Origin of the sequence: Amycolatopsis sp. NPDC004169 (assembly GCF_040610315.1) — a bacterium.
Classification (GTDB): Bacteria; Actinomycetota; Actinomycetes; order Mycobacteriales; family Pseudonocardiaceae; genus Amycolatopsis.
Genome location: NZ_JBEXMD010000021.1, coordinates 1 through 24,765, shown reverse-complemented (window position 1 = coordinate 24,765; position 24,765 = coordinate 1). Strand labels below are relative to the sequence as shown.

At 73.5% G+C, this 24,765-nt stretch carries 24 protein-coding genes and 1 pseudogene; 18 read left to right on the top strand and 7 right to left on the bottom strand.

What is annotated here, in order from left to right:
• Window positions 1–80: 80 nt before the first annotated feature.
• The 3 genes from ABZX11_RS26435 to ABZX11_RS26425 all read left to right on the top strand — a co-directional run bounded on the left by ABZX11_RS26435 (window position 81) and on the right by ABZX11_RS26425 (window position 2,234).
• Window positions 81–1,427 (top strand): FAD-dependent monooxygenase, encoded by a 1,347-nt coding sequence (locus ABZX11_RS26435; RefSeq protein ID WP_354917595.1) that lies wholly within the window; start codon window positions 81–83, stop codon window positions 1,425–1,427.
• Complete coding sequence (locus ABZX11_RS26430; protein ID WP_354917592.1) at window positions 1,424–2,032, top strand: DUF3159 domain-containing protein; 609 nt, start codon at window positions 1,424–1,426, stop codon at window positions 2,030–2,032. Before ABZX11_RS26435 ends, ABZX11_RS26430 begins: the two co-directional genes overlap by 4 nt.
• Before the next feature lie 67 nt (window positions 2,033–2,099).
• The gene (locus ABZX11_RS26425; protein ID WP_303246932.1) at window positions 2,100–2,234 is read left to right on the top strand and encodes a hypothetical protein; all 135 of its coding nucleotides are present in this window, start codon (window positions 2,100–2,102) and stop codon (window positions 2,232–2,234) included.
• A 5-nt stretch (window positions 2,235–2,239) separates the two neighbouring features.
• On the opposite strand, the gene ABZX11_RS26420 is transcribed toward ABZX11_RS26425, so the two are convergent.
• Entirely contained in the window at window positions 2,240–4,492 is a 2,253-nt protein-coding gene (locus tag ABZX11_RS26420) for an ATP-binding protein (protein WP_354917589.1), read from the bottom strand.
• A gap of 100 nt (window positions 4,493–4,592) precedes the next feature.
• Here ABZX11_RS26420 and ABZX11_RS26415 point away from each other — a divergent pair, with 100 nt between their 5' ends.
• From ABZX11_RS26415 to ABZX11_RS26405, 3 genes are read left to right on the top strand one after another with little or no spacing between them, the layout of a single operon-like run.
• The gene (locus tag ABZX11_RS26415; protein WP_354917586.1) at window positions 4,593–6,320 is read left to right on the top strand and encodes a SpoIIE family protein phosphatase; all 1,728 of its coding nucleotides are present in this window, start codon (window positions 4,593–4,595) and stop codon (window positions 6,318–6,320) included.
• Window positions 6,317–6,739, top strand: coding sequence for a response regulator (locus tag ABZX11_RS26410; protein ID WP_354917583.1), 423 nt, complete (start codon window positions 6,317–6,319; stop codon window positions 6,737–6,739). Before ABZX11_RS26415 ends, ABZX11_RS26410 begins: the two co-directional genes overlap by 4 nt.
• Window positions 6,736–7,359 (top strand): GNAT family N-acetyltransferase, encoded by a 624-nt coding sequence (locus tag ABZX11_RS26405; protein WP_354917580.1) that lies wholly within the window; start codon window positions 6,736–6,738, stop codon window positions 7,357–7,359. Before ABZX11_RS26410 ends, ABZX11_RS26405 begins: the two co-directional genes overlap by 4 nt.
• A gap of 41 nt (window positions 7,360–7,400) precedes the next feature.
• Here the strand turns inward: ABZX11_RS26405 and ABZX11_RS26400 are convergent, their stop codons facing one another.
• Window positions 7,401–8,885, bottom strand: coding sequence for a hypothetical protein (locus ABZX11_RS26400; protein WP_354917577.1), 1,485 nt, complete (start codon window positions 8,883–8,885; stop codon window positions 7,401–7,403).
• Window positions 8,886–9,200: 315 nt separating this feature from the next.
• Between ABZX11_RS26400 and ABZX11_RS26395 the strand changes: the two genes are divergently transcribed.
• From ABZX11_RS26395 to ABZX11_RS26380, 4 genes are read left to right on the top strand one after another with little or no spacing between them, the layout of a single operon-like run.
• Window positions 9,201–10,667 (top strand): S8/S53 family peptidase, encoded by a 1,467-nt coding sequence (locus ABZX11_RS26395; protein ID WP_354917574.1) that lies wholly within the window; start codon window positions 9,201–9,203, stop codon window positions 10,665–10,667.
• Window positions 10,664–11,245, top strand: coding sequence for a sigma-70 family RNA polymerase sigma factor (locus ABZX11_RS26390; RefSeq protein ID WP_354917571.1), 582 nt, complete (start codon window positions 10,664–10,666; stop codon window positions 11,243–11,245). The genes ABZX11_RS26395 and ABZX11_RS26390 overlap by 4 nt, the downstream gene beginning before the upstream one ends.
• Window positions 11,242–11,706, top strand: a complete 465-nt coding sequence (locus ABZX11_RS26385) for a hypothetical protein (RefSeq protein ID WP_254896588.1) — start codon at window positions 11,242–11,244, stop codon at window positions 11,704–11,706. Before ABZX11_RS26390 ends, ABZX11_RS26385 begins: the two co-directional genes overlap by 4 nt.
• 9 nt (window positions 11,707–11,715) lie before the next feature.
• Window positions 11,716–14,256, top strand: a complete 2,541-nt coding sequence (locus ABZX11_RS26380; protein WP_354917568.1) for a CHAT domain-containing tetratricopeptide repeat protein — start codon at window positions 11,716–11,718, stop codon at window positions 14,254–14,256.
• On the opposite strand, the gene ABZX11_RS26375 is transcribed toward ABZX11_RS26380, so the two are convergent.
• Window positions 14,225–14,869: a helix-turn-helix domain-containing protein gene (locus ABZX11_RS26375; RefSeq protein ID WP_354917565.1), complete on the bottom strand. Its 645-nt coding sequence runs from the start codon at window positions 14,867–14,869 to the stop codon at window positions 14,225–14,227. The genes ABZX11_RS26380 and ABZX11_RS26375 overlap by 32 nt on opposite strands.
• An 86-nt stretch (window positions 14,870–14,955) precedes the next feature.
• Between ABZX11_RS26375 and ABZX11_RS26370 the strand changes: the two genes are divergently transcribed.
• Complete coding sequence (locus tag ABZX11_RS26370) at window positions 14,956–15,759, top strand: SDR family NAD(P)-dependent oxidoreductase (RefSeq protein WP_354917562.1); 804 nt, start codon at window positions 14,956–14,958, stop codon at window positions 15,757–15,759.
• Window positions 15,760–15,832: 73 nt separating this feature from the next.
• Here the strand turns inward: ABZX11_RS26370 and ABZX11_RS26365 are convergent.
• Both ABZX11_RS26365 and ABZX11_RS26360 read right to left on the bottom strand, forming a co-directional pair.
• Window positions 15,833–16,378 (bottom strand): annotated as a pseudogene (locus ABZX11_RS26365) (DUF3558 family protein); the annotation flags it as partial.
• Complete coding sequence (locus ABZX11_RS26360; protein WP_354917559.1) at window positions 16,375–16,590, bottom strand: hypothetical protein; 216 nt, start codon at window positions 16,588–16,590, stop codon at window positions 16,375–16,377. The gene ABZX11_RS26360 and the pseudogene ABZX11_RS26365, both read right to left, overlap by 4 nt.
• Window positions 16,591–16,600: 10 nt before the next feature.
• Between ABZX11_RS26360 and ABZX11_RS26355 the strand changes: the two genes are divergently transcribed.
• From ABZX11_RS26355 to ABZX11_RS26330, 6 genes are all read left to right on the top strand, one after another.
• Window positions 16,601–16,795, top strand: a complete 195-nt coding sequence (locus tag ABZX11_RS26355; RefSeq protein ID WP_354917556.1) for a hypothetical protein — start codon at window positions 16,601–16,603, stop codon at window positions 16,793–16,795.
• A 297-nt stretch (window positions 16,796–17,092) separates the two neighbouring features.
• Window positions 17,093–18,031 carry a hypothetical protein gene (locus ABZX11_RS26350; protein WP_354917553.1) on the top strand — a complete coding sequence of 313 codons (939 nt, stop codon included), beginning with the start codon at window positions 17,093–17,095 and terminating at the stop codon, window positions 18,029–18,031.
• A gap of 148 nt (window positions 18,032–18,179) precedes the next feature.
• Window positions 18,180–18,941, top strand: a complete 762-nt coding sequence (locus tag ABZX11_RS26345; RefSeq protein ID WP_354917550.1) for an SDR family oxidoreductase — start codon at window positions 18,180–18,182, stop codon at window positions 18,939–18,941.
• A gap of 59 nt (window positions 18,942–19,000) precedes the next feature.
• Complete coding sequence (locus ABZX11_RS26340; protein WP_354917547.1) at window positions 19,001–19,912, top strand: helix-turn-helix transcriptional regulator; 912 nt, start codon at window positions 19,001–19,003, stop codon at window positions 19,910–19,912.
• A 30-nt stretch (window positions 19,913–19,942) separates the two neighbouring features.
• Window positions 19,943–20,701, top strand: a complete 759-nt coding sequence (locus ABZX11_RS26335) for an SDR family NAD(P)-dependent oxidoreductase (RefSeq protein WP_354917544.1) — start codon at window positions 19,943–19,945, stop codon at window positions 20,699–20,701.
• Window positions 20,698–21,519 carry a helix-turn-helix transcriptional regulator gene (locus ABZX11_RS26330; RefSeq protein ID WP_354917541.1) on the top strand — a complete coding sequence of 274 codons (822 nt, stop codon included), beginning with the start codon at window positions 20,698–20,700 and terminating at the stop codon, window positions 21,517–21,519. The genes ABZX11_RS26335 and ABZX11_RS26330 overlap by 4 nt, the downstream gene beginning before the upstream one ends.
• 12 nt (window positions 21,520–21,531) lie before the next feature.
• Here ABZX11_RS26330 and ABZX11_RS26325 read toward each other — a convergent pair whose 3' ends face one another.
• Entirely contained in the window at window positions 21,532–22,608 is a 1,077-nt protein-coding gene (locus ABZX11_RS26325; RefSeq protein ID WP_354917538.1) for a sugar ABC transporter substrate-binding protein, read from the bottom strand.
• Window positions 22,609–22,865: 257 nt separating this feature from the next.
• On the opposite strand from ABZX11_RS26325, the gene ABZX11_RS26320 reads away from it, so the two are divergent.
• Window positions 22,866–23,654 (top strand): Calx-beta domain-containing protein, encoded by a 789-nt coding sequence (locus ABZX11_RS26320; protein WP_354917535.1) that lies wholly within the window; start codon window positions 22,866–22,868, stop codon window positions 23,652–23,654.
• On the opposite strand, the gene ABZX11_RS26315 is transcribed toward ABZX11_RS26320, so the two are convergent.
• Window positions 23,638–24,765, bottom strand: a 1,128-nt coding sequence (locus tag ABZX11_RS26315; protein ID WP_354917532.1) for a tetratricopeptide repeat protein, incomplete at its 5' end; no start/stop codon positions are given. The genes ABZX11_RS26320 and ABZX11_RS26315 overlap by 17 nt on opposite strands.

Below are 24,765 nucleotides of genomic sequence, written 5' to 3'. Positions count from 1 at the left end.
GGTTCTTCATCACTTGGTGGAGATTACCGCCGGGAGTCCGTAGGGTGTTCTTCATCGGTTGGTGAAGAAAGGTGTCCCGGATGCGCGTGCTCGTGATCGGCGCCGGAATCGGCGGCCTGACCCTGGCCCAGGGGCTGCGGCGGGAGGGGGTCGACGTCGTGGTGTACGAGCGGGACGGGCCCGACGGCCGGCCGCAGGGGATCAGCCTGCACCTCGACGACCGGGGCACGACGGCGCTGCGGGCGTGCCTGCCGCCGTCGCACGCGGAGATGGTGGCGGCGACCACGGGCGGGCCGCGCGAGCAGGCGCTCACGCTGTCCGAAGTGGACGGAGAACTGGCGGTGGCGGGCGCGCGGCCGCTGGACGGCCCGGCCCGTCCCGGCCGCCAGACGCACCGGCCGCTGCTGCGGGCGGTCCTGCTGACCGGGCTTGCGGACGTGGTGCGGTTCGGCTCGCGGTTCACCCGCTGCGAGCGCCAGCCCGGCGGGACGGTGAAGGTGTGGTTCGCCGACGGCCGCACGGACACCGCGGACGTGCTGGTCGGCGCGGACGGCATCGGCTCGGCGGTCCGCGGCGCGTGCCTGCCGGACGTGCGCGTGGTCGACACCGGCCGCCGCATGCTGATGGGGGCGACGCCGCTGCGGGCGGTGGCCGGGACGGGGCTGCCCGGCCTGATCGGCCACAGCGCCACCCGGGTAGAGTCGGGCGGCCGGACGATGGTGCTGGGCGTGCTGCGCTTCACCCGGCCGCCGTCGGTGGCGCGGCGGGAGTTGTTGCCTGCCATGGATTCCCGAGTCGTCGCCGAGGCCGAGGACTACGTGATGTGGGCCCTGCCGACCGAGCAGCACCGGCTCGCCTCGGCCGGATCGCCGGCCGGCTTGTGGCGGGCGGCAGGCGAACTGGCGGCCGGTATGCACCCCACGCTGAGGCTGATCGTGGCGTCGGGATGGCCGGAGGTCACGGCCGGGCTGCGGATCGGGACGATCCCGGCGATGCCGGCCTGGCCACCGGGCCCGGTCACGCTCCTCGGGGACGCGATCCACCTGGCGCCGGGCTTCGGAGGGAACCTGGCGATGCGGGACGCCCACCGCCTCCGCGACGCCCTGTTGACCGCACACCGAGGCGAGCAGGACTTGGCGACGGCGATCGGCGGCTACGAGGAGACGATGCGCGGGGACAGCTTCCCGCCTGCCGCCGATTCGGCGGCCGGCGGTTCCGCCGGTTCGGTGCCCGTTGGTTCGGCGCCCGCCGGCTCCGTGCCCAGGGGCTCGGCGCGCGTCGGCTCGGCGCCCAGGGGCTCGGCGCCTACCGGCTCCGCACACACCGGTTCGGCGCCCGCCCGGCCGGCGCCCGCTAGCTCGGCGCCCGGCGTTGCCCCGGCCGCTGGCTCACAATCCGCCGGCCCAGTGGGGACCGGTGCCGAATGAACCTGGCCGCGCTGATCGCGAAACCGTCCTCCCTCTTCGCCGCCATGGGTGGCTGGCACACCCTCGGCGAGGTCATCGCCTCCCGGGCCCTCTTCCTCATCGCCTACCTGCTGACCGGCCGGGTCCTCACCGCCGCGCTCGTCGCGGCCGGCGGGGTGGTGATCTCCGCGCTCGTCCGCGTCTTCGCCGACCGCCGCTACTGGCAGGCCGCCCTCAGCCTGGTCACCGTGGCCGTGTCGGCCTCAGTCGCCGGCGGTACCGGGCACAGCGTCGACTTCTACCTCCCCGGCGTCGTCACCAATGTCGCCGGCGCCGCGGTGTTCGGCGGCTCCCTGCTCCTCCGGCGACCGCTCATCGGCGTCGTCCTCGCCCGGACCCACGGCGAAAGGGATCGAGCGCACGGACGGCGCTACGAACTGTGCACCGCGGTCTTCCTGGCCAAGTTCTGCTTCGCCACCGCTGTCCTCCTCCCGCTGTACCTGACCGGCCGCCTGGTCGCCCTCGGGATCGCCGAAACCCTCCTCACCCTCCCGGCGCTCGGCGTCTGCGGCTACCTGAGCTGGCGAATCCTCCGAACGCACGACCAGCCGGCCCGGTGCGTTTGACGACCCGGCAGCGCGGGTATCTCGCGGCGCAGGTCAACGGTCGAACGGCAGGACGAGGAGCAGGTTCGTGGTCGCACTCGGTGTCACCCTCGGCGCAGGCGGGATCGCCCTCAACGCCGGTGTCCTCTTCCTGCTCGGCGTGCTCTTCGTCGTCTGCGGCCTCGTCCTGCGGCTGCTCGCCGCCGGGCCCGGGGCGGCCTGAGCGTTCTACGCCTCGGGGTCCGCCCCCAGCGTGAACCACACCGTGGTGCCCTCGCCCGGCCCCGAATCCAGCCACAGCCGGCCGCCGTGGCGGTCGACGATCCGGTCGACGATCGCCAGCCCGGCACCGTGGCCGCCGCCGTAGGCGTCCTTCGCGTGCAGGCGGCGGAACAGCTTGAGGACGTCGCCGTGGTGGATCTCCGGGATGCCGATCCCGTTGTCGCGCACGAAAACCGCCCGGTCGGTGTACCCGATTTCGGCGGTGCGCGGCTGCTCGGGCCGGGCGTACTTCGCCGCGTTCACGAGCAGGTTGATCAGGATCTCCTCGAGCCGCGCCGGGTCGGCGGAGACGATCGTGCCCGACGGCGGCAGGGTGAGCCGGACGTCGTTCTCCACCAGCCGGGCGCCGGCGATCTCCACGGCGCGGGCGGCCGCGTCACGCAGGTCGACCGGCTCCCGCCGCAGGTCGCCCTGGCCGAGCTGCGCGAAGTGCAGCAGCGAGTTGACCAGCTCGTCCATCCGGTTGGCGAGGCTCTCGACCGTCTCCAGCCGGCGCAGGGTGGTCGCGTCGAGGCCGTCGCCGGCGTCCTCACCGATGAACGCGACCGTGGCCGCGATCCCGCGCAGGGGTTCCTTCATCTCGTGCGCGGCCGCGTGGGCGAAGGTGTCGAGGTCCTGGTTGGCCCGCCGCAGCTGGGTGTTCAGCTCGGTGAGCCGCGCCGCCTGCCGCAGTGCGATGCTCGAGACGGCGCGGCCGAGGTCGGCCGCGACCGCTTCGTCCGCGGCCGTCCACGGCAGGCTGTGCCCGCGGACCACCGCCTGGTAGACGGCGGACGAGCCGCGCGGGGTGAGCCGCTCGCCGCGCGGTCCGACCCGGACGGGCACGGCGGGGTCGGTGGCCCAGGTCCGCTTGGCGCGCCGCTCCCGCCGCGTCCAGGCGATCAGGTCGCCGTCGCCGAGCGACAGCACCAGCACCCCGCTCAGCGTGTCCGCGTGCCCGGCGAGCACGGGCGCGTGGTCGCCGAGGCATTCGGACGTCCAGATCTCGCCCGCGGGCAGCGCCGGCAGCTCCGGCCACAGCGTGTCGAGCGCGGCCGCGGAGACGTCGCCGTGGACGGCCGGGGCGGCGCCGCCGAGGCGGACCACCACGGCGTCGGACGGTACCAGCGCGGCCAGCAGCTCCGCGTGCTCCGGCAGGGAATGCAGCGGATCGGGCTCGAGCGTGCCGATCAGCTGCGCCAGGGCGGTCCGGGCCTGCTGGCGGGCGCGGGCGGTTTCCGCCTCCTGGAGCGCCGCCAGCTGCAGCGACAGCGTCACGCCGAAGAACTCGCACGCCGCACGGATCTCGGGGTCGAGCCGGCGCGGGGTCAGGCCGTGGCAGGCGATCAGCCCCCACAGCGTCCCTTCGTGCAGCAGCGACACCGACATCGACGACGCCACGCCGATGTTGCGCAGGTACTCCAGGTGGAACGAGGAGACCGTGCGCAGCGTCGAGTCCGACAGGTCCAGCGGGACGCTGCCGCCGGGCAGGGCCGGCGGGTGCAGCGCGGCGGTGTCGTCGTCGACGTCGTTGATCACCCGGATCCAGTTGCGCTCGTAGAGCCGGCGCGCCTGGGGCGGGATGTCGCTGGCCGGGAACCACAGCCCGGTCCACGGCTCCAGACCGTCCACGATGGACTCGGCGATCACCTCGCCGGGCCCGGAGCGGCCCTCGAACCGGTAGGCGACGACGCGGTCGTACCCGGTGAGCGCGCGGATTTCGGCGACGGCGGCGGCGCAGACGTCGACGACGCTGCGCTCGTGCTGCAGCCGAGTCAGCGCGGCCCGCACCGACGGGTAGAACTGCGAGAACCGGAACGGCCGCGGGGCGGTCGCGGGCTCCAGCTCGAGGACGAGACGCCCGTCGGCCCGGTAGACGGTGACGTCGAACTCCGGCCCGCCGGCCGGGACGGGCAGCGGGAGCAGGCCGCGGTCGCCGGTCGGGGCGGCGAGGGTCTGCTCGACCGCCGCGACGCCGTCGGCGCCGAGCAAGTCGGCGAGCGGGGTGCCGAGCAGCTCGCCGGGTGCCCGGCCGAGCAGCCGGGTGGTGGTGGAGCTGGCGACTTCGATGCGCCCGTCGTCGCCGGCGGCCAGCAGGGCCCCGTAGGACTGGATGCCGCCGAGCCGGTGGATCGGCTCGTTCACGCACACCGAAAGGTCGAACGCCGTCTCGGCCGCCCGCTCGCGTTCGGCCGGTTCGAACGCCGCCGTGTCGCCCATTACGTCCCTTTCCGGTCGTGGCGCGCGGCCACGACCGAGGCCGAACCTTACAGTGGGCTTCGCCGCAGACGCGGTACCTCTGACGAGCGGAGCCACTGACGTGTCCAGCACCCCCGAGGACTCGTGGACGGCGCGGCTGCACGCGCTGTGGCGTGCCGCGTTCGACGCGGTGAATACGAAGGGGCTGTCGGACGAGCTGTACTCGGGCCTGCTCACCCTGCCGTCGGCGTGCGCCGTGCTGGGGGCCCGGCTGGCGGCCGACGGAACGGCGCCGGTGGTCCGCTGGGCCGACCACGCCGGCCTGCGCACCCAGCCGCCCGGCCTGGCCGCCGAAGCCCTGACGTGGGTCGCCGGGCACCCGGCGGGGGACGACGCCGCGATCGCGCAGGTCCCGCTGGCCGAGGTGGCCGTGATCGCGCCCGCGCTGGCCACCCGGCTGGCCGCGGCCGGGGCCACCGGGTTCCTGGTGGTGGAGTTCGCGGTCGCGGCGGGGGAGCGGGGCCTGCTCGGGCTGGGGACGTCCGCGGCGTTGCCCGCCGACCCGGCCGTGCTCACCGCGATGGACCAGGTGCTGGACGTGATCGTGGCGACCGACCACCACGCCAGCCAGCTGCGCGAGCTGGACGACCGCCAGGCCCAGGACGCGATCCTCGCCGAGGCCTCGCTGCAGATGAGCGCGTCGCTCGACATCGACGACACCCTGCGCGCGGTGGTGCGGATGGTGGTGCCCGGCCTCGCCGACGGTGCCGTCCTGCACGTCCACCGGGACGGCCGGATGGTGCCGATCGCGGTCGCCCACGTCGACGCCCACCGCGAACAGGCGCTGGCCGACGCGGTGCGGGCCGGGTGCTGGGCGGGCCAGGAGGTGGTGCGCGGCACGGACCCGGCGTCCTGGGACGAGCGGCCGCGCGCCTCGGAGCTGCCCGCGGAGATCCGGCTGCCGCTGCTGACGATCAGCGCGCTGCGGGCGCACGGCCGGGACGTCGGCCTGCTGAGCTTCTTCCACGGCGCGGGTTCGCGGCGCCGTCCCGACCGCAGCTTCCTGCGCAACCTGGCGGGGCGGGCGGCGCTGGCGATCGACAACGCCACGCTCTACGACCGCCGCCGCCGGGACGTGCTGTCCCTGCAGCAGCACCTGCTGCCCGCGGTGCTGCCGACCGTGCCGGGGCTGGAACTGGCCGCGAAGTACAACGTCGCCGACCACAGCCTGGAGGTCGGCGGCGACTTCTACGGCGTGGTGCCGCGGCCCGACGGCACCGTCACCGCCTTGATCGGGGACGTCTGCGGCCGCGGCGCGCCGGCCGCCGCGCTGACCGGCCTCGCCCGGCACACCCTGGAGACGGCGCTGGAGGAGGGCGGTTCGGCCGAGCACGCGCTGGTCGGGCTGAACACGAAGCTGTTGCGCCACGGCGTTTCCCGCTTCCTCACCCTGGCGACGGCGACCTTCGAGCCGGTGAAGCCGGACGGTGTCGAGCTGACCCTGCTCGCGGCCGGGCACCCGCCACCCATGGTCCTGCGCCGCGACGGGACGGTCGACGAGCCGGACTGCACGGGGCGGCTGGTCGGGGTGCTGCCGGAGCTGCGGCTGCGGCCGGCCGCGGCCCGGCTCACCCCCGGCGACACACTGGTGCTCTACACCGACGGGCTCACCGAGGCCCGTGACGACGACGGCAAGTTCTTCGAGACCGATCTCGCCCCGACCCTGGCCGGGTTGTCGGGCCTGGCGCTGCCGGACCTGCTGGAGGCACTGGTCGCCGGCGGCGGCCGGTACCGGGTCGGGGACGACGCCGCGGTACTGGCGATCCGGCACACCGGAGCGGTCGCGTGAGGCCGGACGAGCGGCTCGTCCTGGTGGTCGAGGACAGCGCCGAAGACCAGGAGGCGATCCGGCGCGCGCTGGCCCGCACCCACCCCGAGCTGGAGCTGCAGTTCGCCGCCGACGGCGACACCGCGATCGCCCGCCTGGCCGACCCCGCCGCCGCCCGGCCGTCGCTGGTGCTGCTGGACCTGAACCTCCCGGGCCGGGACGGCCACCAGGTGCTCGCCGACCTGCGCGCGAACCCGGACCTGGCCGAGGTGACGATCATCGTGTTCACCTCGTCCACGACCCCGGCGGAGATCGACCGCTGCTACCGGCTCGGCGCGGACAGCTACGTGTTCAAGCCGGTGAACTTCCACCTGTTCCGCACGGTGCTGCAGGGCGCCATCGACTACTGGCAGGAATCGAAGTCGGGAGAGGGAGCGTGACCGCGCTCCCGCACCTGCGGCCGTACCACCCGGACGACCGCCCGGCCCTGTTCGACGTGTGCGTCCGCACCGGGCACGAAGGCGGCGACGCCCGCGGGGTGTACCCCGACCCCGACCTGCTGCCTGCCGTCTTCCTGGCGCCGTACCTGGAACTGGAACCCGAGCTGGCGTCCGTCCTCGACGACGGCGGCGGCACGGCCGTGGGCTACCTGGTCGGCACGGCCGACACCGCCGCCTTCGCCGCCCGCTTCCGCACCGGGTACCTGCCCGGTGTCGCCGCCCGGTTCCCCGCACCGGACGGCGAGCCCGCGACCCCGGCCGAGCAGCTGCGGGCCCTCCTGCACACGCCCGAGGCGATGGTCCGCCCGGAACTGGCGGGGCACCCGGCCCACCTGCACATCGACATCCTGCCGTCCCACCAGCGCGGCGGCCACGGGCGCGCGCTCATCGAGACCTCCCTGGCCGTGCTGGCCGGGCGCGGGGTGCCGGGGGTGCACCTGGCGGTGGCGAAGGCGAACGGCCCGGCGCGGAAGTTCTACGACCGGCTGGGGTTCCGGGACCTCGGCGTCGCCGACCCGGCCGTCACCTACCTGGGGCGTGCCATCCCCCGGGGAGCCTGAACCCTTCCGGTTCCGGCCGGGACCCCGGAGGTGGCCGCGCTTCAGCCTTCGCGTCCGCCGGGCAGGTGCTCCCGGAGGAAGCCGGGCAGCCGGTCCGCCGTTTCGGCCATCCGGCGCAGCTCGACGCCGTGCTGCTCGACGGCGGCCAGCAGGCCGGAACCGACGAGCCGGGTCCGGCTCGGCAGCTCTCCCGCTCCGGCCGTGGCCTGGTCGAACGCCGCGTGGTAGCCCGAGATCACGGCGCCGAGCACCACTTCTTCCGGCGGCCACGGGAACTCGATCCAGTCCCGCGGCCACAGCGGGAACGGCCAGACGAGCTGGGTGATCGTGCACTGGCCGGCCACCCGGCCGAGCACGTCCAGTGCGGTCTGACCGAGCACGGTGAACGAGGCGCCCTTGACCATGTGCACCGCGGGGTGGACCGCGAGCTGCCACCAGAACCAGCAGCGCATGGCGGCTCGTTTGGCCGACGGCGTCAGCCACGCCGCGAGGTTCGCGTAGTAGTCGCCGATCGCGTCGCGCTCGGCGCTGCCCGGGGCGAATCCGGCCAGGTTGATGTTGAAGTAGTGGTGCCAGGTGGAGTCGGCGACGATGCGCCCGACCGAGGCGAGGGCACCGTCGTAGGCGCTGACCAGGTCGTAGGTCGCGGGGAACCGTTTGTCGGTGCCGCGGGCGACGACCTCCGGCACGGGCTGGCCCCACGGCCCGGACGGCCAGTCCGCCGCCGGGTAGCCGGCCGGGAAGGCCAGCGCCCCCTCGTGCATGTGGTCGGGGAACACCTCGATCGGGCCGGTGCGGCCGCAGAAGAGCGGGTGCGGGCGGTACCGGCGCAGCCACCAGGGCCACGACCAGCCGAGCGGGTACTTCGTCAGCAGCAGCCGCTGCGGGAACTGGTCGTCCTGCAGCGTCAGGTCGTCGAGGACGTGCACTCCGTCGGGCACCTGGGTGTTGTGCGTGTGGTGCGGATCCGTCGTGACGTCGCTGCTGGGCAGGCCTTCCCAGACACGCAGCTGCCCGGCGCGGGGCACCCGGTGGCCGAGGGCGCGGCCGAGGTTCACCAGCGGGTCCAGTGCACCGTCGACGGCGTCGAACGGCCGCGGGTTGGAATGGTCTCCGGTGATCAGCACGCCGCCTTCGCGGTCGTCCATCCACGTGCGCAGCGCGGCGACCTCGTCATCGGTGAGCTCGTTCTCCGGTGCCGACTGCTGGTTGCACTGCAAAACACCGAAGAACCACACCTGGTCGTATTTCGCCAACAACTCCGGCGTCAGTTTTTGCCGGGCGTGCCCTCCGTCGTGGCGGTTCAGCAGATCGATCCGGAAATCGGCGTGGAAACCGCTGCGCTGGTGCAGCAGGTCGCGCATCGCGTCGACGCCGAAGCTGGCTGCCGGGTTGAAGGCGACGGACGTGTCGTCGGTGTAGAACAGGATGTCCACCTGCGGTTTCGGGCAGAAGAAGGGAAACCACGGGTGGCGCTTGTCGGGGATGAAGATCTCGCCGTGGTAGGCGTCTTTCGGGCTGGGCATGGGGTACCTCCCGGTCGCTGTGGCTGTCGTGGACTGGGAGAGGCCGGTCCGGTGCGGCGGATACATCGATTTTCCGTGACCGTTTCGTGACCGCGGACGTGAATCTCGGTGCTCTTGTAGCACTCTGTGCGGGACGAACGACTTCGCTGCTGCAGGAGGAGGCCGCCAATCATGGTCAAATACCGCATGCTCGCCCGATCGGACGTATCCGCGTACCCCGAAACGCCGATACCGGATTGGCCGCAGTCCCTGCTGGACCAGTACGAAGCCAAAATACTTCGGCCGGGAGAGGTTGTCCTCGGCAATCTTCCCTTCGTGCGTTCGACCGTCTACCGCACCCGCTTCCTGCTGATTCCGGAAGACGTCATTTCCGACGATGATTCCTTCGGATCGATCCGGGACGCGCTCGGCGAGATCGACATCGACGTCGAACCGCCCGCGCCGCTGACCGAGGTCGTGGCCGACGGCCCGTTGCGCGAACACCTGGGCGGGCTGCCGCGTCCCGTCCGGCTCGCCGGGCGGCCCGGCCGTCCGGCGGCCGACGCCTGGGTCGCGCTGCAGTACCTCAGATCGAGGTTCGCGGCGAACGGAGGGGAGGAGGGGCAGCAGCCCACGCTCGCCGACCGGATCTCCCTCGAGCACCTGCTGTGCGGCACGCTGCTCGGCTGGGGCGGCGCTCCCACCTACGATCCGCACGGCCTGACCGACACCGCGGCCGCCAACTACGCGCCGCCGCCGGTCCGCGCCCCGGTCGAGCTCGCCGGTGAGCCGCCGTGGCGCGACCCGGCCTGGGACGCGAACCGCCGACGGCCGGTGGTCGCCGTCGTCGACACCGGGGTGCGGGACCACCCGTGGTTCGGCGACCTGAGCACCGCGGCGACCCCCGGCCACCGCGGGTTCCTCCGGCTGTTCCAGCCGAGCGAGGTCGCCATCGCGGCGCAGGAGCAGAAGGTCGCCGGGCTGCCGCGGTCCCTCGTGCTGGAAGACTCGCTCGACGCGCCGACCACCACCAACCCGCTGACCGACGTCGTCAACCCGGCGACCGGCCACGGCACGTTCATCGCCGGGGTGATCCACCAGCACGCCCCCGAAGCCGACGTGCTCATGGTGCGGGTGCTGCACCCGGACAACGTCGGCCTCGAAGGCGACGTGCTGCTCGCCCTCTGGTTGCTGCTGGCGCGGATCCGCGACGCCCGCACCAAGAACCACCGCGACTGGGTCGACATCCTGTCCCTGTCGATGGGGTTCTACGACGAAGACCCCGGCGACGGCAAGCGGTCGCGGCTGGCCGAGATCATCAGGGCGCTCGTCGCCGAAGGCGTCGTGGTCGTCGCCTCGGCCGGGAACGACTCCACCGAACGCCCGTTCCTGCCCGCCGCGCTGGGCGTGCTCGACCCCCCGCCTGCTCCCGGGCAGCCCGTGCTCGGCGTCGGTGCGCTGAACCCGAACGGGACCACGGCCTGGTTCAGCAACGGCGGGCCGTCCGCGACCTGCTACGCCCCGGGGGCGCGGATCGTCAGCGCGTTCCCGCCCGACGTCAACGGGTCCGCCCGGCCGGGCCGGTACGTGCCTGCCAAGGGTCGCGAGCAGGCGGACCTCGACGACTTCAGCTCGGGTTTCGCGGTGTGGGACGGCACGTCGTTCGCCGCGCCGTACATCGCCGCCGAACTCGCCAACCTGATGCTCGACATCGGCACGGACGCCGTCGCCACCCGCGAGGACACCACCGCGCGCGCGGCACAGGCGGTCACCCGGTTGCGGAAGAACGCGGAGCGCCGATGACCGGGTCGCCGCGGCCGTCGGCCACCAGCGTCCGGGTCGGGCAGCTGCTCGAAGCCGCCCGGGCGGGGGATCGGGGGAGCCTGGCGGAGATCGTCCGCGAGCTCACCCCGCTGCTCTGGCACGTCGCACGGGCCCAGGGCCTGGACACCGAGGCCAGCAGCGACGTCGTGCAGAGCACCTGGCTGGCTCTGCTGCGGTCCCTGTCCGACATCCAGAACCCCGCGGCGCTCACCGGCTGGCTCGTGCAGGTGACCAAACGGGAAGCGTGGCGGGTCGCCAGGGCCCGGCGCGCCGAACGTCCGGTGGACACCGCGGTGTTCGGCGACGCACCCGACCCGGCGCCGGATCCCGAGCAGGAAGCCGTCACCGCGGACGGCAACCGTCGCTTGTGGACCCTGCTGCGGCGGCTGCCCACGCGGTGCCAGGCGCTGCTGCGCATCGTGGCGTTCGTCCCCCGCCCCGACTACGCCGAGATCAGCGCCCAGCTCGGCATGGCCAGGGGGACGATCGGGCCGACCCGCGGGCGGTGCCTCGCCCGGTTGCGGGCCCTGCTGGAGACCGAGGGGAGGACGCCGTGACCGGCCCCGATCCCCGCGGGCCGCTGGAGGAACGCGACCACGCCGTGCTCGACGAGGTCCGCCGGTTCTGGGAGCTCGCCGACCCGCCGCCACCGGGCCTGGCCGAGCTCGCGGTGTTCGCGATCCAGCTGGCCGGACCGGACACCGACATCCTGAGAGCCGGTGACCGGCAGCTGCTCGCCGGGGCCCGCGGCGACGAGCGGAGCCGGTCGATCACCTTCGATGGCGTCCGGCTCACGGCCGTCGTCACCCTCACCCCGGCCACGGACGGCAGCGTGCGGCTGGACGGCTGGATCAGCCCGCCGTCGGCGTTGCCGATCGAACTGCGCACCGCCGGCGGCACGCTGTCGACCACCGCGGACGAGCGGGGGCGGTTCACCTTCGAACGGGTCGGCCGCGGCGTCGTCCAGCTGCTCGTCCACGACAACGGCACGACGATGACCCCCTCGATGGAGGTGTAGCGCGCACCCATGACCCGACCACGGCCGACCGTCGACGCCCGGGCGGAAAACCTGCACCGGCGCGGGCTCGCCGCGATCGGCAGCGGGCACCCCGGCAACGGCGCCCGGCTCCTGCGCACCGCGCTGCGCCTGCTCGGGCAGCCGGACGGTCCGGCCGAGCAGGTGCAGATCTCGAAGAACCCGTTCCTGGCCCGGATCCTGATCAGTCTCGCCGCCGCGGAGGTGCAGCTGGGGCACGGCGAGGCCGGGTTCTCCCTGCTGGACCGCGCCGAGGTGCTCGCCGCACCTGCCGACCTCGGGATCGTCCTGCAGCAGCGCGGCCTGATGCTGATGCTCGTCGGCCGGCTCGACGAAGCGTTGCGGTGCATGAACGACGCCCAGCCGCTCATCGAGGCCGCCGGCGACCCGGCCCGGACCGCCCGGAGCCTGCTCAACCGCGCCATGCTGCACGACCTCGCCGGGCGCATCCGGGCGGCGCTGGCCGACCTCGACGCCTGCGAACGCATCGCGCTGACCGATGACCTGCAGCTCCTGCTGGCGAAGGCGCGCCTCAACCGCGGGCACTGCCACACGCTCACCGGGGACATCCCGGCCGCGCTGCACGCCTTCGACACGGCCAAGGCCGGGTTCGCCCGGTACGCCCCCGGCCTGCTGCCCGTGCTGGCCGTGGACAAGGCGCGGGCCCTGCTCGCCGCCGGCTTGGTCGACGACGCCGCCGCCGAGCTGGACACCGCGCTGGAGCTGCTGGCCGCGGGCCACAGCACCCACGAGCGCGCCGAAGCGGAACTGACCCGCGCCCAGGCCGCGATCGCCCAGGGCGACTCGCCGTCCGCCCGCACCTGGGCCCGGCGGGCCGAACGCCGCTTCCGGCGGCGCGGCAACGAGACCTGGGCCGCCGTTTCGGCACTGACCGTCCAGCTGGCCGGTTTCCGGGACGGCAGGCACTCTTCCGCGCTGGTCGCCGAGGTGACCGGGCTGGCGACGCGGCTGGACGACCTCGGGCTGCACTCCGACGCCCGGCTCGCGCGGCTGCTGGCCGCGCGAGCCTGCGTCGCCGCCGGACGGCCGGCCGAGGCGCGTGAACACCTGGCGCGCCGGGCGGGCGGCCGGGGCAGCATCGAACTCACCCTGTCCCGGCACCTCGCCGTCGCGGAGCTGTGCCACGCGGAAGGCGATCCCGGCGGGGTCTTCCGCCACGCCCGTGCTGGGCTCGCCGCGCTCGACGAACACCGGAGCCGGTTCGGCAGCCTCGATCTGCGCACGGGTTCGGCGACGCTGGGCGTCGAGCTCGCCCGGCTGGCCACGGCCACCGCCCTCGCGTCCGCCCCGCCCGCGCGGGTGTTCGCCTGGGCGGAACGTTCCCGCGCACAGGCGTTCCGGCTGCACCCGGTCCGCCCTCCCGCCGACGAGGTCACCCTGGACCTCGTCGCGGAGCTGCGGAGGCGGGCGCTGACCGCGCGGGCAGCGGAGCTGGGTGGCCGGGCCGACAGCGCGGCCGAGCGCCGCTGCGCCGAACTCGAACGGGAGATCCGGGCCCGCGGGTGGACCGCCAGGGGCGAGGGGGGACGGGCCACCACCGCGACCTTCCCGGAGGTCGCGGCCGAACTGGCCGCCGCACGGAGCACGCTGGCGGTGTTTCTCGACGACGGCGGCGATCTCGTCGTGCTCACCATCGCGGACGGCCGGGCCCGCCTGGTCCGCGCCGGCCGCCTCGCCACGGCCGCCGAACTGGCCGCGCGGCTGCGCGTCGACCTCGACACCCTCTGCGGCAGGCGGCTTCCGGACCGGGTGGCCGCGGTGATCACGGAATCAGCCCGCTACCACGTCGAAGCCCTCTCCGCGGAGCTGGTCGCCCCGCTGCGACCCGTGCTCGGCGACCGCGACCTCGTCGTGGTGCCCACCGGGCAGCTGGCCGCGGTGCCCTGGGGCCTGCTGCCCGAGCTGCGCGGGCGACCGGTCTCCGTCGCACCCTCGGCGACGGAGTGGGTGCGGGGCCGCCGTCGGGCGAACCGGGCGGTTTCCCGCGGCACGGTGGTGGTCGCCGGTCCCGACCTCCGGCACGCCGACGAGGAGGCGCGGCACCTCGCCCGTCTGCTGCCCGGGAGCGTGGTGCTGACCGGGTCCGACGCCTCGGTCTCGCGCACGCTCGGCGCCCTCGGTGCGGCCCGGACCGCCCACCTGGCCGCGCACGGCCACCACGAGCCGTCTAACGTCCTGTTCTCCCGGCTCGACCTCGCCGACGGCCCGCTGCTGGCCCACGACATCCAGCAGCTCCCGGCCGTGCCCGAGCACGTCGTGCTGTCCGCCTGCGACGTCGGCCGGGCGGTCGTCCGGGCCGGCGACGAGCTGCTCGGCTTCACCGCGGCGCTGCTCTACAGCGGCACCCGCAGCGTGATCGCCGGCGTCGCCCGTGTCCCGGACGAGGCCGTCGTGCCGCTGATGGTGCGCTACCACCGCATCCACTCGGCAGGCGTACCGCCGGCGCGGGCCCTCGCCGAGGCCGCGGGAAGCGAGCCGTTCATCCCGTTGGTGTGCTTCGGTTCCGGCTGAGCCCGGCCCGGGCGAAGGCGAGCACCTCGTCCACGAGCTCGGACAGCTCGCCCGCTGCCGGCCGGGCGCGGCCTTCCCGCGTCACGTAGATCTCGCGGAGCCCCGTCACGACGGTGACCGCGGCGAGCCGGGGAACCAGCGCGTCCGGCGCGAGGCCCAGGTCCTCGCCGATGCCCTCGGCGATCAGCACCTCGAGGTCGTGGTACCCGGCGCGGGCGCGGCCGCGGAGGTCGTCGTCGGCCATCAACAGGGCGGCGCGCAGGGCCCGGCGCCGCCAGATGTGCGCCGGATCGACGCCCGAGGCGTGGTCCCGCTCGTCGAGTTCGCGCATCGTCGCGTGCATCCAGTCGCGCACCGCGTCGAGGGTGCTCTCGGCCTTCCGGGCCCGCAGGCGCGTGGCCAGGGACTCGGCGGTGAACGGGTCGTCGGCGAAGAGCAGGTCGTCCTTGGCCGGGAAGTGCAGTGTGACCGTGCGCGTCGCGACGTCGGCGCGCGCCGCGATCTGCGCGATCGTCGTTTCGCGGTAGCCCTGGCTCGCGAAGAGGTCCAGGGCCGCTTCCCGGATGCGGGTCCGGGTCTGGGCCTTCTTGCGCTCACGGCGACCGTCACTCACGGACGGTAACTTACCACGCGAGGAAATAATGCAGTCCATGCTACTGTTGCATCAGGACGTAGCGATCGAACGACGAAGGAGAAGTCGTGACGAAGAACTGGTTCATCACCGGGACGTCCAAGGGCTTCGGCCGGGAGTGGGCCGAAGCGGCGCTCGCCCGCGGCGACCGGGTCGCGGCCACCGCGCGGGATCGGGAAAGCCTGCGGCCGCTCACCGACCGGTACGGCGACGCCGTGTTGCCCCTGCGGCTGGACGTCACCGACCGCGCCGCCGCCGCCGAAGCGGTGGAGCGGGCGGCGGCCGCCTTCGGAACGCTGGACGTGCTGGTCAACAACGCCGGCTACGGGCACTTCGGGATGGTCGAGGAGCTCACCGAGGAGGAGGTCCGGGCCGAGCTCGAAACGAACTTCTTCGGCACGCTCTGGCTGACCCAGGCGGTGCTGCCGGTCATGCGCCGCCAGAAGCACGGCCGGATCATCCAGGTCACCAGCGAAGGCGGCGTCCGCGCGTTCCCGGGCATCGGCGCCTACCACGCGTCGAAGTGGGCCGTGGAAGGGCTTTCCGACTCCCTGCGGCAGGAGGTCGCGGCCTTCGGGATCGACGTGGTCTGCCTGGAGCCGGGCCCGTACCGCACGGACTTCGGGGGCGGCAGCGTCCGCACCAGCACGCCGAACCCGGACTACGACCCGGTGCGCGAGGCGACCCGGATCGAGTGGGACCTCGGCGACCCGCGGGCGACCCGGGCGGCGGTCCTGGAACTCGCGGACACCGACGACCCGCCGCACCGGATGTTCCTCGGCAAGTCGTTCGCCGCGGTGGAAGCCGAGTACCACGCCCGGCTGGAGGACTGGCGCAAGTGGGAGCCGGTCGCGCTGGCCGCGTTCGGCTGAGGCGCACCGCTACCCGGTCACCGCAGGTTGCCGAGCACGAACTCCGCCATCTCGCGACCCCGCCGCAGCGGTCGGTGTCCCAGTAGCTGCCCGGGAGATCCTTGCCGTCGATCTCGAAGGTCAGCATCTCCTTCGCGGTCACCTCGACGGAAACCAGGCACTCCTCCGTGATCCCGAACTGGTGGTGGACGACCGCGGGGAGACCGCCGATCGACGTTTCGGTCCACGGCTCCAGAGCGCGGCTCTTCTTCAGCGGGGACGTCGAGAGCTCGGTGAGGGTTCTCGGGCCTTGGATCGGCTTCGTCGCCACCCACAGGGCGCCGGGCGGACTCGACCAGGCGCACCCGAACCCGGGGAGCTGGTCGACCCCGCTCGCGCGGATCCCGTTCGGCGGGTCGGCCACCACGGCCGCGGCCTGCTCCTTGGTGAGCAGGCTGCACGGGTCGGAGTCGAACTTCGCGAGGTCGACGGGTGCGTCGACCTGGTCGAGCGGCAGCCGGGCGCCGGTCTGGGCCGGTGACGGCGGCTGGGAGAGAAGCCGTTGCGGTTTCGACGGTCCGCAGCCGGCCGGCAAGCTTGCCGCCGGCAGCGTCGCGCACACGATCACCGGTGTCCTCATGCCGGCGCCGCCGAGGGGCCGATCCGCCACTGTCGCCGGTCGTCGATCCCGGAGTTGCCGGGCATCGGTGGCATGTCCGGGAAATCGGTGTTGCCCTGCACCAGCGCGAGGGCTTGCCGCTGGAAGCCGCTCAAGGTCTTCAGCGACTCGGCGAACAGATCGCTGACCGACTGGACCGGATCGAACACCGCGTCCGCGACCGTGTCGACCACGTCCTTGGAGGTGAAGACGTTCCTGACCGGTCACGGTCGCGGTCACGAGCTGGTCACCCGAGCGCGCGCTGTGCCGTGTCGCCGCCAGCCGCGCGTCGAGTTCGCCTGCCTGCCGCTGCACCTGCCGCAGGTCGCGGTGCGGCGCGGTCATGACGGCGCCACCAAGTCCATCACAGTTCCCCTCCTCCAGGTCCTGTCGAAATGACAGAACGTGCCCGGCGAGCCCCATACGGCGACCACGCACCGGTGCAAGGGAAAACCGGCAAGGAGCGGCACAGGTCACGGCGGCCGCCTTTCCCGGCCCGGGTGGGCCGGGCCTCGTTTCCCGGTGCCGATACGCTGCCGCGGCCCGGGCACGCGAACCGATGGGGGACAAGCGATGGACAGCACTTCCGGCGTGGGCAGAGTCCGCGTTCACGAACCCATTCCGAATGTGCCGTCCGGGGCCGAACCGTTGTTTGCCGGGTTTGTCCAGAAATTGACCGCGCTGACCATTGTCCGCATGGGACTCACCGGTGCGCTCGTCCTGCTGGGGGTGCTGCTTTCGGTCATCGACGGGTGGGGGCGCGCGCTGCCCTACGTCTACTTCGGCACCTTCGGGGGCCTGCTGGTGATCTGGACCTACGTCCTGAGCCTCTACCTGAGCGTCCGAGGCCTCTTCGGGGAGCCGTACCACCGGCTCGACGTCGCTCCCGACGGGTTGCGCACGAAGGGATCGCGGGTGTCGGTGCGGCTGCCGGACGGGCGGTGGCTGCGGACCCGGCTCACCGGCGGACCGCGCGTCCAGCTGGCCGGCGAGCGACGGCTGTGGGTGCTCGGCACGGGCCGCCGCGTGTTCGTCCGCCCGCCGGGGGCGATGTGGCTGCGGTCCGGGCGGATCGAAGACGCCCCCGTCTCCGGTTCGGTGCCCGCCGCGTTCGTCGCCCGCCACCCGGCGCCGCCGTCGCGTGATCCGGTGCTCACCGCGCACCGGGCGTTCCAGGCCCGGCGGGCCGCCGTCACCGGGGTGACGTTCGCGGTGCTGGGTGCGGCGGGGATCGCGGTCGTGTCGTCGGTGGAGGCCGGCTCCGCGGGCCTCGCCGACGCGGCCGGGCTGGGCGGCATCGCCGGGGGCGGCGCGGTCTTCCTCATGCTGGGGCTGCTGACGATCGTCGGCAGCCTGCGGATCCGCCGCCCGATCACCGAGGACACCTGGTCGGAGCTGCGGGTCGCGCTCGACACGCCGTTCGTGCCACGCGCCCGCACCGCGGTCCGGTTGACGGGCTGGGCGTCCTACCCGGACGGACGGCAGACGCGGTTCCGGCTCGTCGCCGACATCTCGCTCGCCGCGAACGTCGCGGTGACCGGGCAGCTGTGGCTGATGGGGTGGCCGCCGCCGGGCAAACCGGCCAAGGCGGGCGTTCCGGGGTACCCCTGCCTGGGCAGCTTCCGCCCGGTCTGAGTGCCGAGGGGCTCTCCCGGTACCGGTATCACCAGGATCTCCCCGACGTCGAGGAAGCCTGCCAGCCTTTCGGTCGTCAGCCTCCACGACAAAGGGACGAAGACCGACAGTGGACAACCCATTCACCGCTCACGCAGACCTTTTCGATTTGAGCGGCAAGCACGCACTCGTCACCGGCGGCACCAGTGGCATCGGAATGATGATGGCCCGCGGCCTGCTGCAGGCGGGCGCCCGCGTGGTGATCAGCTCCCGCAGTGCGGGCAAATGCGCGGAAGCGCAGCGCCTGCTTTCCGAATTCGGCGACGTGCGGGCAATTCCCGCCGACCTGTCCGGCCACGACGAGTGCCGGCGCCTCGCCGATCTGGTCGAGGACGGCCGGGGACGCCTGGACATCCTCGTCAACAACGCGGGAGCGATGTGGCGCGAGCCGCTGGAGACGTTCCCGGACCAGGCGTGGGACGAGGTGCTCGACCTCAACCTCAAGGCGCCGTTCTGGCTGGTGCAGGCGCTGCTCCCGGCCCTGCGCCGGGCGGGCACCGTCGATGATCCCGCGCGCGTGGTCAACATCGGCAGCATCGCCGCGATCCACGTCGCCGAGGCGCCCAACTACTCCTACGCCAGCAGCAAAGCGGGCCTCCACCAGCTCACCAGAGTGCTCGCCAGGGAACTGGGCCCGCAGCACGTCACGGTGAACGCCGTGGCCCCGGGACCGTTCCCGTCGCAGATGATGGCGACCACGCTCGAGACGATGGGCGACCGGATCGCGGCGAAGGCCCCGCTGCGCCGCCTCGGCCGCGACGACGACATGGCCGGCATCGCCGTGTTCCTCGCCAGCCGGGCCGCGGCTTACGTCACGGGCACCGTCATCGCGGTCGACGGCGGCATCGCCACGACCGCGACCGGCACGTAGGCGCCGGGGGGTACCGGCAGAACCTCCCTCCGCCCGCGGACCCGGCCTAGGGTGGCGGGGTGGCCGTGATCGACTTGCGCACCGAGATCAAGGAGTTCCTGGGGTCGCGTCGGGCGCGGATCACGCCCGAGCAGGCCGGGCTGCCCGCCTACGGCGGCCACCGCCGGGTCAAGGGCCTGCGCCGCGAAGAGGTCGCGATGCTGGCCGGCGTCTCGGTCGACTACTACGTCCGCATGGAGCGCGGCAGCCTCGCCGGCACGTCCGACGGGGTGCTCGACGCGCTGGCCACGGCCCTGCACCTCGACGAGGCCGAGCGCGACCACCTGTTCCACCTGGCCCGGCGGTCCGGGGCGCCGGGCGGCCCCCGCCGCCGGCGCCCCGCCGCGACGGTCCGCCCGCCACTGCAGCAGGTGCTCGACGCCATCACCGCCGCGCCGGCGTGGATCTGCAACAGCCGTTACGACGTCCTGGCCACGAACCACCTCGCCCGCGCGCTGTATTCGCCGCTGCTGGCCGACCCGCGCCGCCCGGCGAACACCGCGCGGTTCGTGTACCTGGAACCCGAAGCGGCGAGTGCGTTCTTCGTCGACTACCCCCGGATCGCCGTCGACGTGGCCGCGAAACTCCGCATGGAGGCCGGCCGCAATCCGCACGACGAGGAACTGATCGCCCTGGTCGGCGAGCTGTCGACCCGCAGTGAACTGTTCCGGCGGCGGTGGGCGTCCCAGGACGTCCGGCTGCACCGGTCCGGCCGCAAGCGGCTGCACCACCCGGTCGTGGGCCGGCTGGACCTGGACGTCGAGTCGATGGAGCTGTCCGCCGAACCCGGCCTGCTGCTCAACGTCTACACCGCACCCACCGGCACGGCGGCGGCGGACGGGCTGGCCCTCCTGGCGTCCTGGGCGGCGGACCAGGAGAAGCCGGCTCCGGGGGGACGTGCCGACGCCGGGGGTCCTCGCAGGGCCCCCTGAGCGCCCGGGCTTCCGGCTTACCGTCGAGCCATGGACATCACTTCCCGCACCGTTTTCGTCGCCGGCGCCACCTCGGGCATCGGCCTCGAGCTGGCCCGCCGCTTCCGCGCCGCCGGCAGCACCGTGATCGTCGGCGGCCGGCGCACCGGCCTCCTCGCCGGGCTCGCCGGCGAAGGGTTCGCCACCGTCGAGATCGACGTCGCCGACGCCGGGTCCGTGACCCGGGCGCGTGACGAGGTGCTGCGCGCCCACCCGAGCGTCGATACCGTCGTCACCATGGCAGGCACCGGGGCGCCCGAGGACCTCCACGACCCGGCCCACTTCGACACGGCCAGGACGACCATCGAGGTCAACGTCCTGGGCACCATCCGGGTCGTCGACGCGTTCACGCCGCACCTGCTCGCCCGCGGCGGCGGCGCGATCGTCACGGTCAGCTCGGGGATCGGGTTCCTGCCGTTCCCGCTGATGCCCAGCTACGGCGCCTCGAAGGCCGCCGTGCACGCCTACACCGAGGCCCTGCGGGCGCAGCTGGCCGGCACCGGGGTGGAGGTCGCCGAGCTCGTCCCGCCGGCCGTCGCGACCACGCTCGGGGGCGGCAACCCGCACGCGCTCGCCCTCGACGCCTACGGCGCCGAGGTGATGGATCTCCTGGCGCAGAACCCGACGCCGCGCGAAATCCTGGTGCAGCGGGTCCTCATGCACCGGTGGGCCGAACGCGACGGGACCTACGACGAGCTCGTGGCCCAGCGCTCACAGGCCCTTGCGACGCTGCCCGGCCGCGCTTCATGACGACGAGCGCCGACGGGAACCGGCTCGGAGCGTACCTGCGCGCCCGCCGCGGCCTCGTCACGCCCGAGCAGGCCGGTATCCCGGCGGGCGGCACCCGCCGGGTGCCGGGCCTGCGCCGCGAAGAGCTCGCGATGCTGGCCGGCATCAGCGCCGACTACTACCTCCGCCTCGAGCGCGGCCGCGACACCCACCCCTCGCCCCAGGTGCTCGACGCGCTCGCGCGCGTGCTGCGCCTCGACGAGGTCGAGCGCGAACACCTGCACAGCCTGGCCACACCACCACCCCGCGGCCGGCGGCGCCGGTCGCCCGAGCGCGTGCCGCCCCGGCTGCACCACCTGCTGGCGACGGTGGGCGTGCCGGCGTTCGTGGAGGGCCGGGCCTTCGACGTCCTCGCGGCCAACGAACTGGCGACGGCGTTCTCGCCCCGCCTGCGGCCCGGCGAGAACCGCCTGCGCTCGCTGCTGCTGGACCCGGAGGAGCAGGCGTTCCACGAAGACTGGGCCACGGCCGCGGCGGGCTTCGTCGCGGCGCTGCGGGAGTCGATCGGCGTCGACGTCGACCACCCGAGGTTCGTGGAGCTGGTCGGCGAGCTGTCATTGACGAGCGGGCGCTTCCGCGAGCTGTGGGCCCGCCACGACGTCCGGCTCCTGGAGGGCGGCACCGCCACGGTGCACCACCCCGTCCTCGGGCGGTTGCACCTGCATCGGGACAAGCTGCCGGTGGACGGGGTCCTTCTGGTGCTCTACTACGCCGACGCGGGCAGTGAAAGCGCCGAGAAGCTCGCGCTGCTGGCTTCGCTGGTGGAACCGGGCAGCTGACCGTCGACTTGCTCAGCGCTCGGCGGCAGGGGAGTAGACCTCGGCGTTCAGGATCGTCCGCGTGGGCACCGTGTGGCCGCGGTGCATCTTGACCAGCAGGTCGACGGTGGCCACGGCGAGGCGGTGGGTGTCCTGGACGACCGTGGCCCGGAAGGGGCTGCTGCCGGAGTCGATGAGCGCCTTGGCTTCGAGCACCCCGTCGATGCCGATCACCAGGGTGGCAGCGGTGGCGGCCGAGCGGGACGCCGAGAGGGCGTCGACTGCGCCGAGGGCCATCTCGTCGTTGGTGCAGAAGATGGCGTCCAGGTGCTGCCGGGGCTCGAGGTGCCGGAGGTGGTTTCGCGTCGCGGTGTAGGCCCGTGACCGCATGAAGTCGCCTTGCTCGTCGATCGTGATCCTGACGTCGGGCAACGTGGAGCGCAGCGCTTTTTCGCACCGCCGTTGCCGATCGCTGTGCTCGCAGCTGGCGACGATGAGCACCTGAGGGCTTTTCTTCCCGTGCAACTGCCGGACCAGCCACTGACCGGCCAGTTCGCCGAGTTCGCCCGTGTCGTACCCGACGAACGCACTGTTGTCCGGGTAATCGGATTCCGCGGGGAACGGTTCGATGTCGGTGAACACCACCGGCAGGCGGAGTTCGCGGCAGAACCTCGTCAGGTCGTCGCGCAGCCGTGCCACGTCGCCGGCGATGACGATTCCGCCGAGGTAGGACCGTTTCTTGGAGAGGATGCGACGCAGGTGATGCGCTTGCGCGCCGGCGTCGTAATCCCGGTCCGGCACCTTGAGCGCCAGGTCGATGTTGTCCCGGTCGAGGGCGCTGTGGATCCGTTGGATGAGGGCGGCAACGTAGTATTTCTGGCTGAACGCCGAGGTGATGAGAAAAGCGGTGGGCGAAGGCTTTCCGAAGCGGCGCGCTGCGGCGAACCCCGCCAGGCAGGCAATCGCGGCCGCGGCGGACCATATCACCGTGGTTCCTGCCGAAATGCCGGCCTGCAGTCCTTTGGTGAGAATGACCAGGATGACGCCGCTGATGACGGAGGTCGTCACCGCGAACAGCGCCGGGGTTCGATCCCGGTCCAGCCGAACCATCTGGATCCTCCCCCTCGGCGACGTCATATCTTCCGCATCGAAAAAGATCTTTCTCGGACGAGCAGGGAATTCTATCCCATCCGGCGCGCTGACCGGTCTGTCACGACGGGTTCGATCATTGATCGGACAGAAGAGTGAGAGCGAGCGATCCGGCGCGAACCCGGCGGCGCCCCGGTCACAACCCGGCTGCAACCGGGGCGCGGTAGGCATTCCCGGTGGCACGCTCCACCGCGGGCCCGGACGCAAGGGGGACTCCGATGAAAACAGCGGTGCTCGCAGCGGTCGTGCTCCTGCTCGGCCCCGGAACGGTGGTGCCCGCCGGTACCGTGGCCTCCGGCTGCGGTCCCGCGGCGGTGGCGGTTGCCGACCGGACGCTCTACGAGGGCACCCCGGCTCCCGGGGAACGCGGCTACACCACCTTCGAGTTCACCGTCTCCGTCACGGCGGCGGCGGGGTGCGCGCCCACCGGGTCGGTCGCCTACAAGACCGAGGACGGCGTGCCCGGCGCGACCACCCCGGCCGACTACGTCCCCGCCGAAGGACGGCTGACCTGGACCGGTGACGCCGGCCCGCGCACGGTCGCCGTCCAGGTCGTCAAGGACGCCGCCGGGGAACCGGACGAGGCCTTCCTGCTGCGGCTGTCCGATCCGGTCGGCCTGGTCCTCGGCGACGACCTGGCCGCGGGCGGGATCCTCGACGACGACGGTGCCGCCGCGCTCCCGATCAAGGTCTCCACCGACGGCGGCAAGATCTGCTGGCACGTCTGCACGGTCGGGGTGGGGCTCGACAGCGGCGGTCCGGCCAAGGCGCCGGTCACCGTGCACTACCGGACCTTGCCCCTCGGCACCGGCGAACCGGCGTACGTGCCGGTCAAGGACGCGGTCGTGACGATCCCGGCCGGCGCGTCCGGCACCGGTGCCGTGGTCAAACTGCTGGACCCCCGACCCGGCCAGGTCGAATCCGGGTTCGTGCTGGAGCTGTTCTCCCCGTCGGCAGGCACGTTGGGCAACGCGCGGACGGAGGTGACGATCAAGCCCGGCGGTTAGCCACTTCGCGGGCCTCTGCCGTCGCGTTGGCCTGGGAGTACAACGCGGCGGCCGCGGCCCACTGCCGGGCCGCGTCCGCGGGCCGGCCGAGCCGCGCCTCGAGGTCGCCGAGATCGCGGTGCAGGTGCGCCTGCTCGTAGCCGTCGGGCACCGTGGCCCGCACGGCCAGCGCCCGTTCCAGGTGCTCGCGGGCGGCGGCCAGGTCGCCCGCCCCGAGCCGGGCGCGCCCGAGGTGTTCCAGCGCGGCCGCCTCGCCGTGCCGGTCGCCGACGTCGCGGCTGAGGTCGAGGGCCTGCCCGAAGTGGTCCGCCGCGGTGGCGAAGTCGCCCCGGTCCAGGTGGACCCGGCCGGTGTCGAGCAGCGCCTCCCACTCCAGCCAGCGGTCGCCGAGCACCCGGCTGACCGCGAGCGCCGCACGGAGGTGCGCCAGCGCCGCCCCGTGGTCGCCGCGCTGCAGGTGCGCTTCGCCGAGCGTGTCGAGCGTGGCGGCCTCCAGCCGGGCGTTGCCCAGGGCGCGGAAGGTCGTCAGCGCCGCCGTCAGCGGGGCCAGGCTTTCCGCGGCGCGGCCCATCCGGACGTAGGTGTGGCCGAGGTTGCGCTGGGACAGGGCGTGCCCGAGGTCGTTGCCGGCCGCGGCGTTGCGGGCCACCGCGAGCCGGTGCGCGGCAATGGCTTCGTCGAAGCGGCGCAGTTCGGCGTAGGCGTTGGCGGTGTTGTTGTGGATGTGCCCTTCGCCCTGGACGTCCCCGGCGGCCTGGGCCGTCCGCAGCGCGGCCGCGTTGGTTTCCAGGGCCTCCGGCAGCCGCCGGGTCATGAAGTAGGCGACGCCCAGCGCGCGCAGCATCTCCGCCTCGGCCAGCGGGTCGCCGAGCCCGGTCGCGGCGGCCGCGCCCTCGCGGCACAGCTCGACGCGGGTGTGCCAGTGGCCTGCCGTGTCGTAGAAGCTGGTCAGCAGGTACGTCAGCTGCCACGCGGCCTCGGCGCGGCCGTGTTCGCGGGCGAACCGCACGACGGGCAGCAGGTTGTCGCGCTCGGCGGTGAGGAAGGTCAGCGCGGCGTGGGGGGGGGCGGCGGGGGGGGCCGCGCGGGGCCGGCGGCGCCGGGCCGCCGG

Coding starts and splice junctions, on each gene's coding strand:
- ABZX11_RS26335 (WP_354917544.1), top strand. CDS start 19,943: ATGGACATCACTTCCCGCACCGTTTTCGTCGCCGGCGCCACCTCGGGC.
- ABZX11_RS26400 (WP_354917577.1), bottom strand. CDS start 8,885: ATGCCCAGCCCGAAAGACGCCTACCACGGCGAGATCTTCATCCCCGAC.
- ABZX11_RS26380 (WP_354917568.1), top strand. CDS start 11,716: ATGACCCGACCACGGCCGACCGTCGACGCCCGGGCGGAAAACCTGCAC.
- ABZX11_RS26430 (WP_354917592.1), top strand. CDS start 1,424: ATGAACCTGGCCGCGCTGATCGCGAAACCGTCCTCCCTCTTCGCCGCC.
- ABZX11_RS26320 (WP_354917535.1), top strand. CDS start 22,866: ATGAAAACAGCGGTGCTCGCAGCGGTCGTGCTCCTGCTCGGCCCCGGA.
- ABZX11_RS26350 (WP_354917553.1), top strand. CDS start 17,093: ATGGGACTCACCGGTGCGCTCGTCCTGCTGGGGGTGCTGCTTTCGGTC.
- ABZX11_RS26435 (WP_354917595.1), top strand. CDS start 81: ATGCGCGTGCTCGTGATCGGCGCCGGAATCGGCGGCCTGACCCTGGCC.
- ABZX11_RS26390 (WP_354917571.1), top strand. CDS start 10,664: ATGACCGGGTCGCCGCGGCCGTCGGCCACCAGCGTCCGGGTCGGGCAG.
- ABZX11_RS26325 (WP_354917538.1), bottom strand. CDS start 22,608: ATGGTTCGGCTGGACCGGGATCGAACCCCGGCGCTGTTCGCGGTGACG.
- ABZX11_RS26420 (WP_354917589.1), bottom strand. CDS start 4,492: ATGGGCGACACGGCGGCGTTCGAACCGGCCGAACGCGAGCGGGCGGCC.
- ABZX11_RS26330 (WP_354917541.1), top strand. CDS start 20,698: ATGACGACGAGCGCCGACGGGAACCGGCTCGGAGCGTACCTGCGCGCC.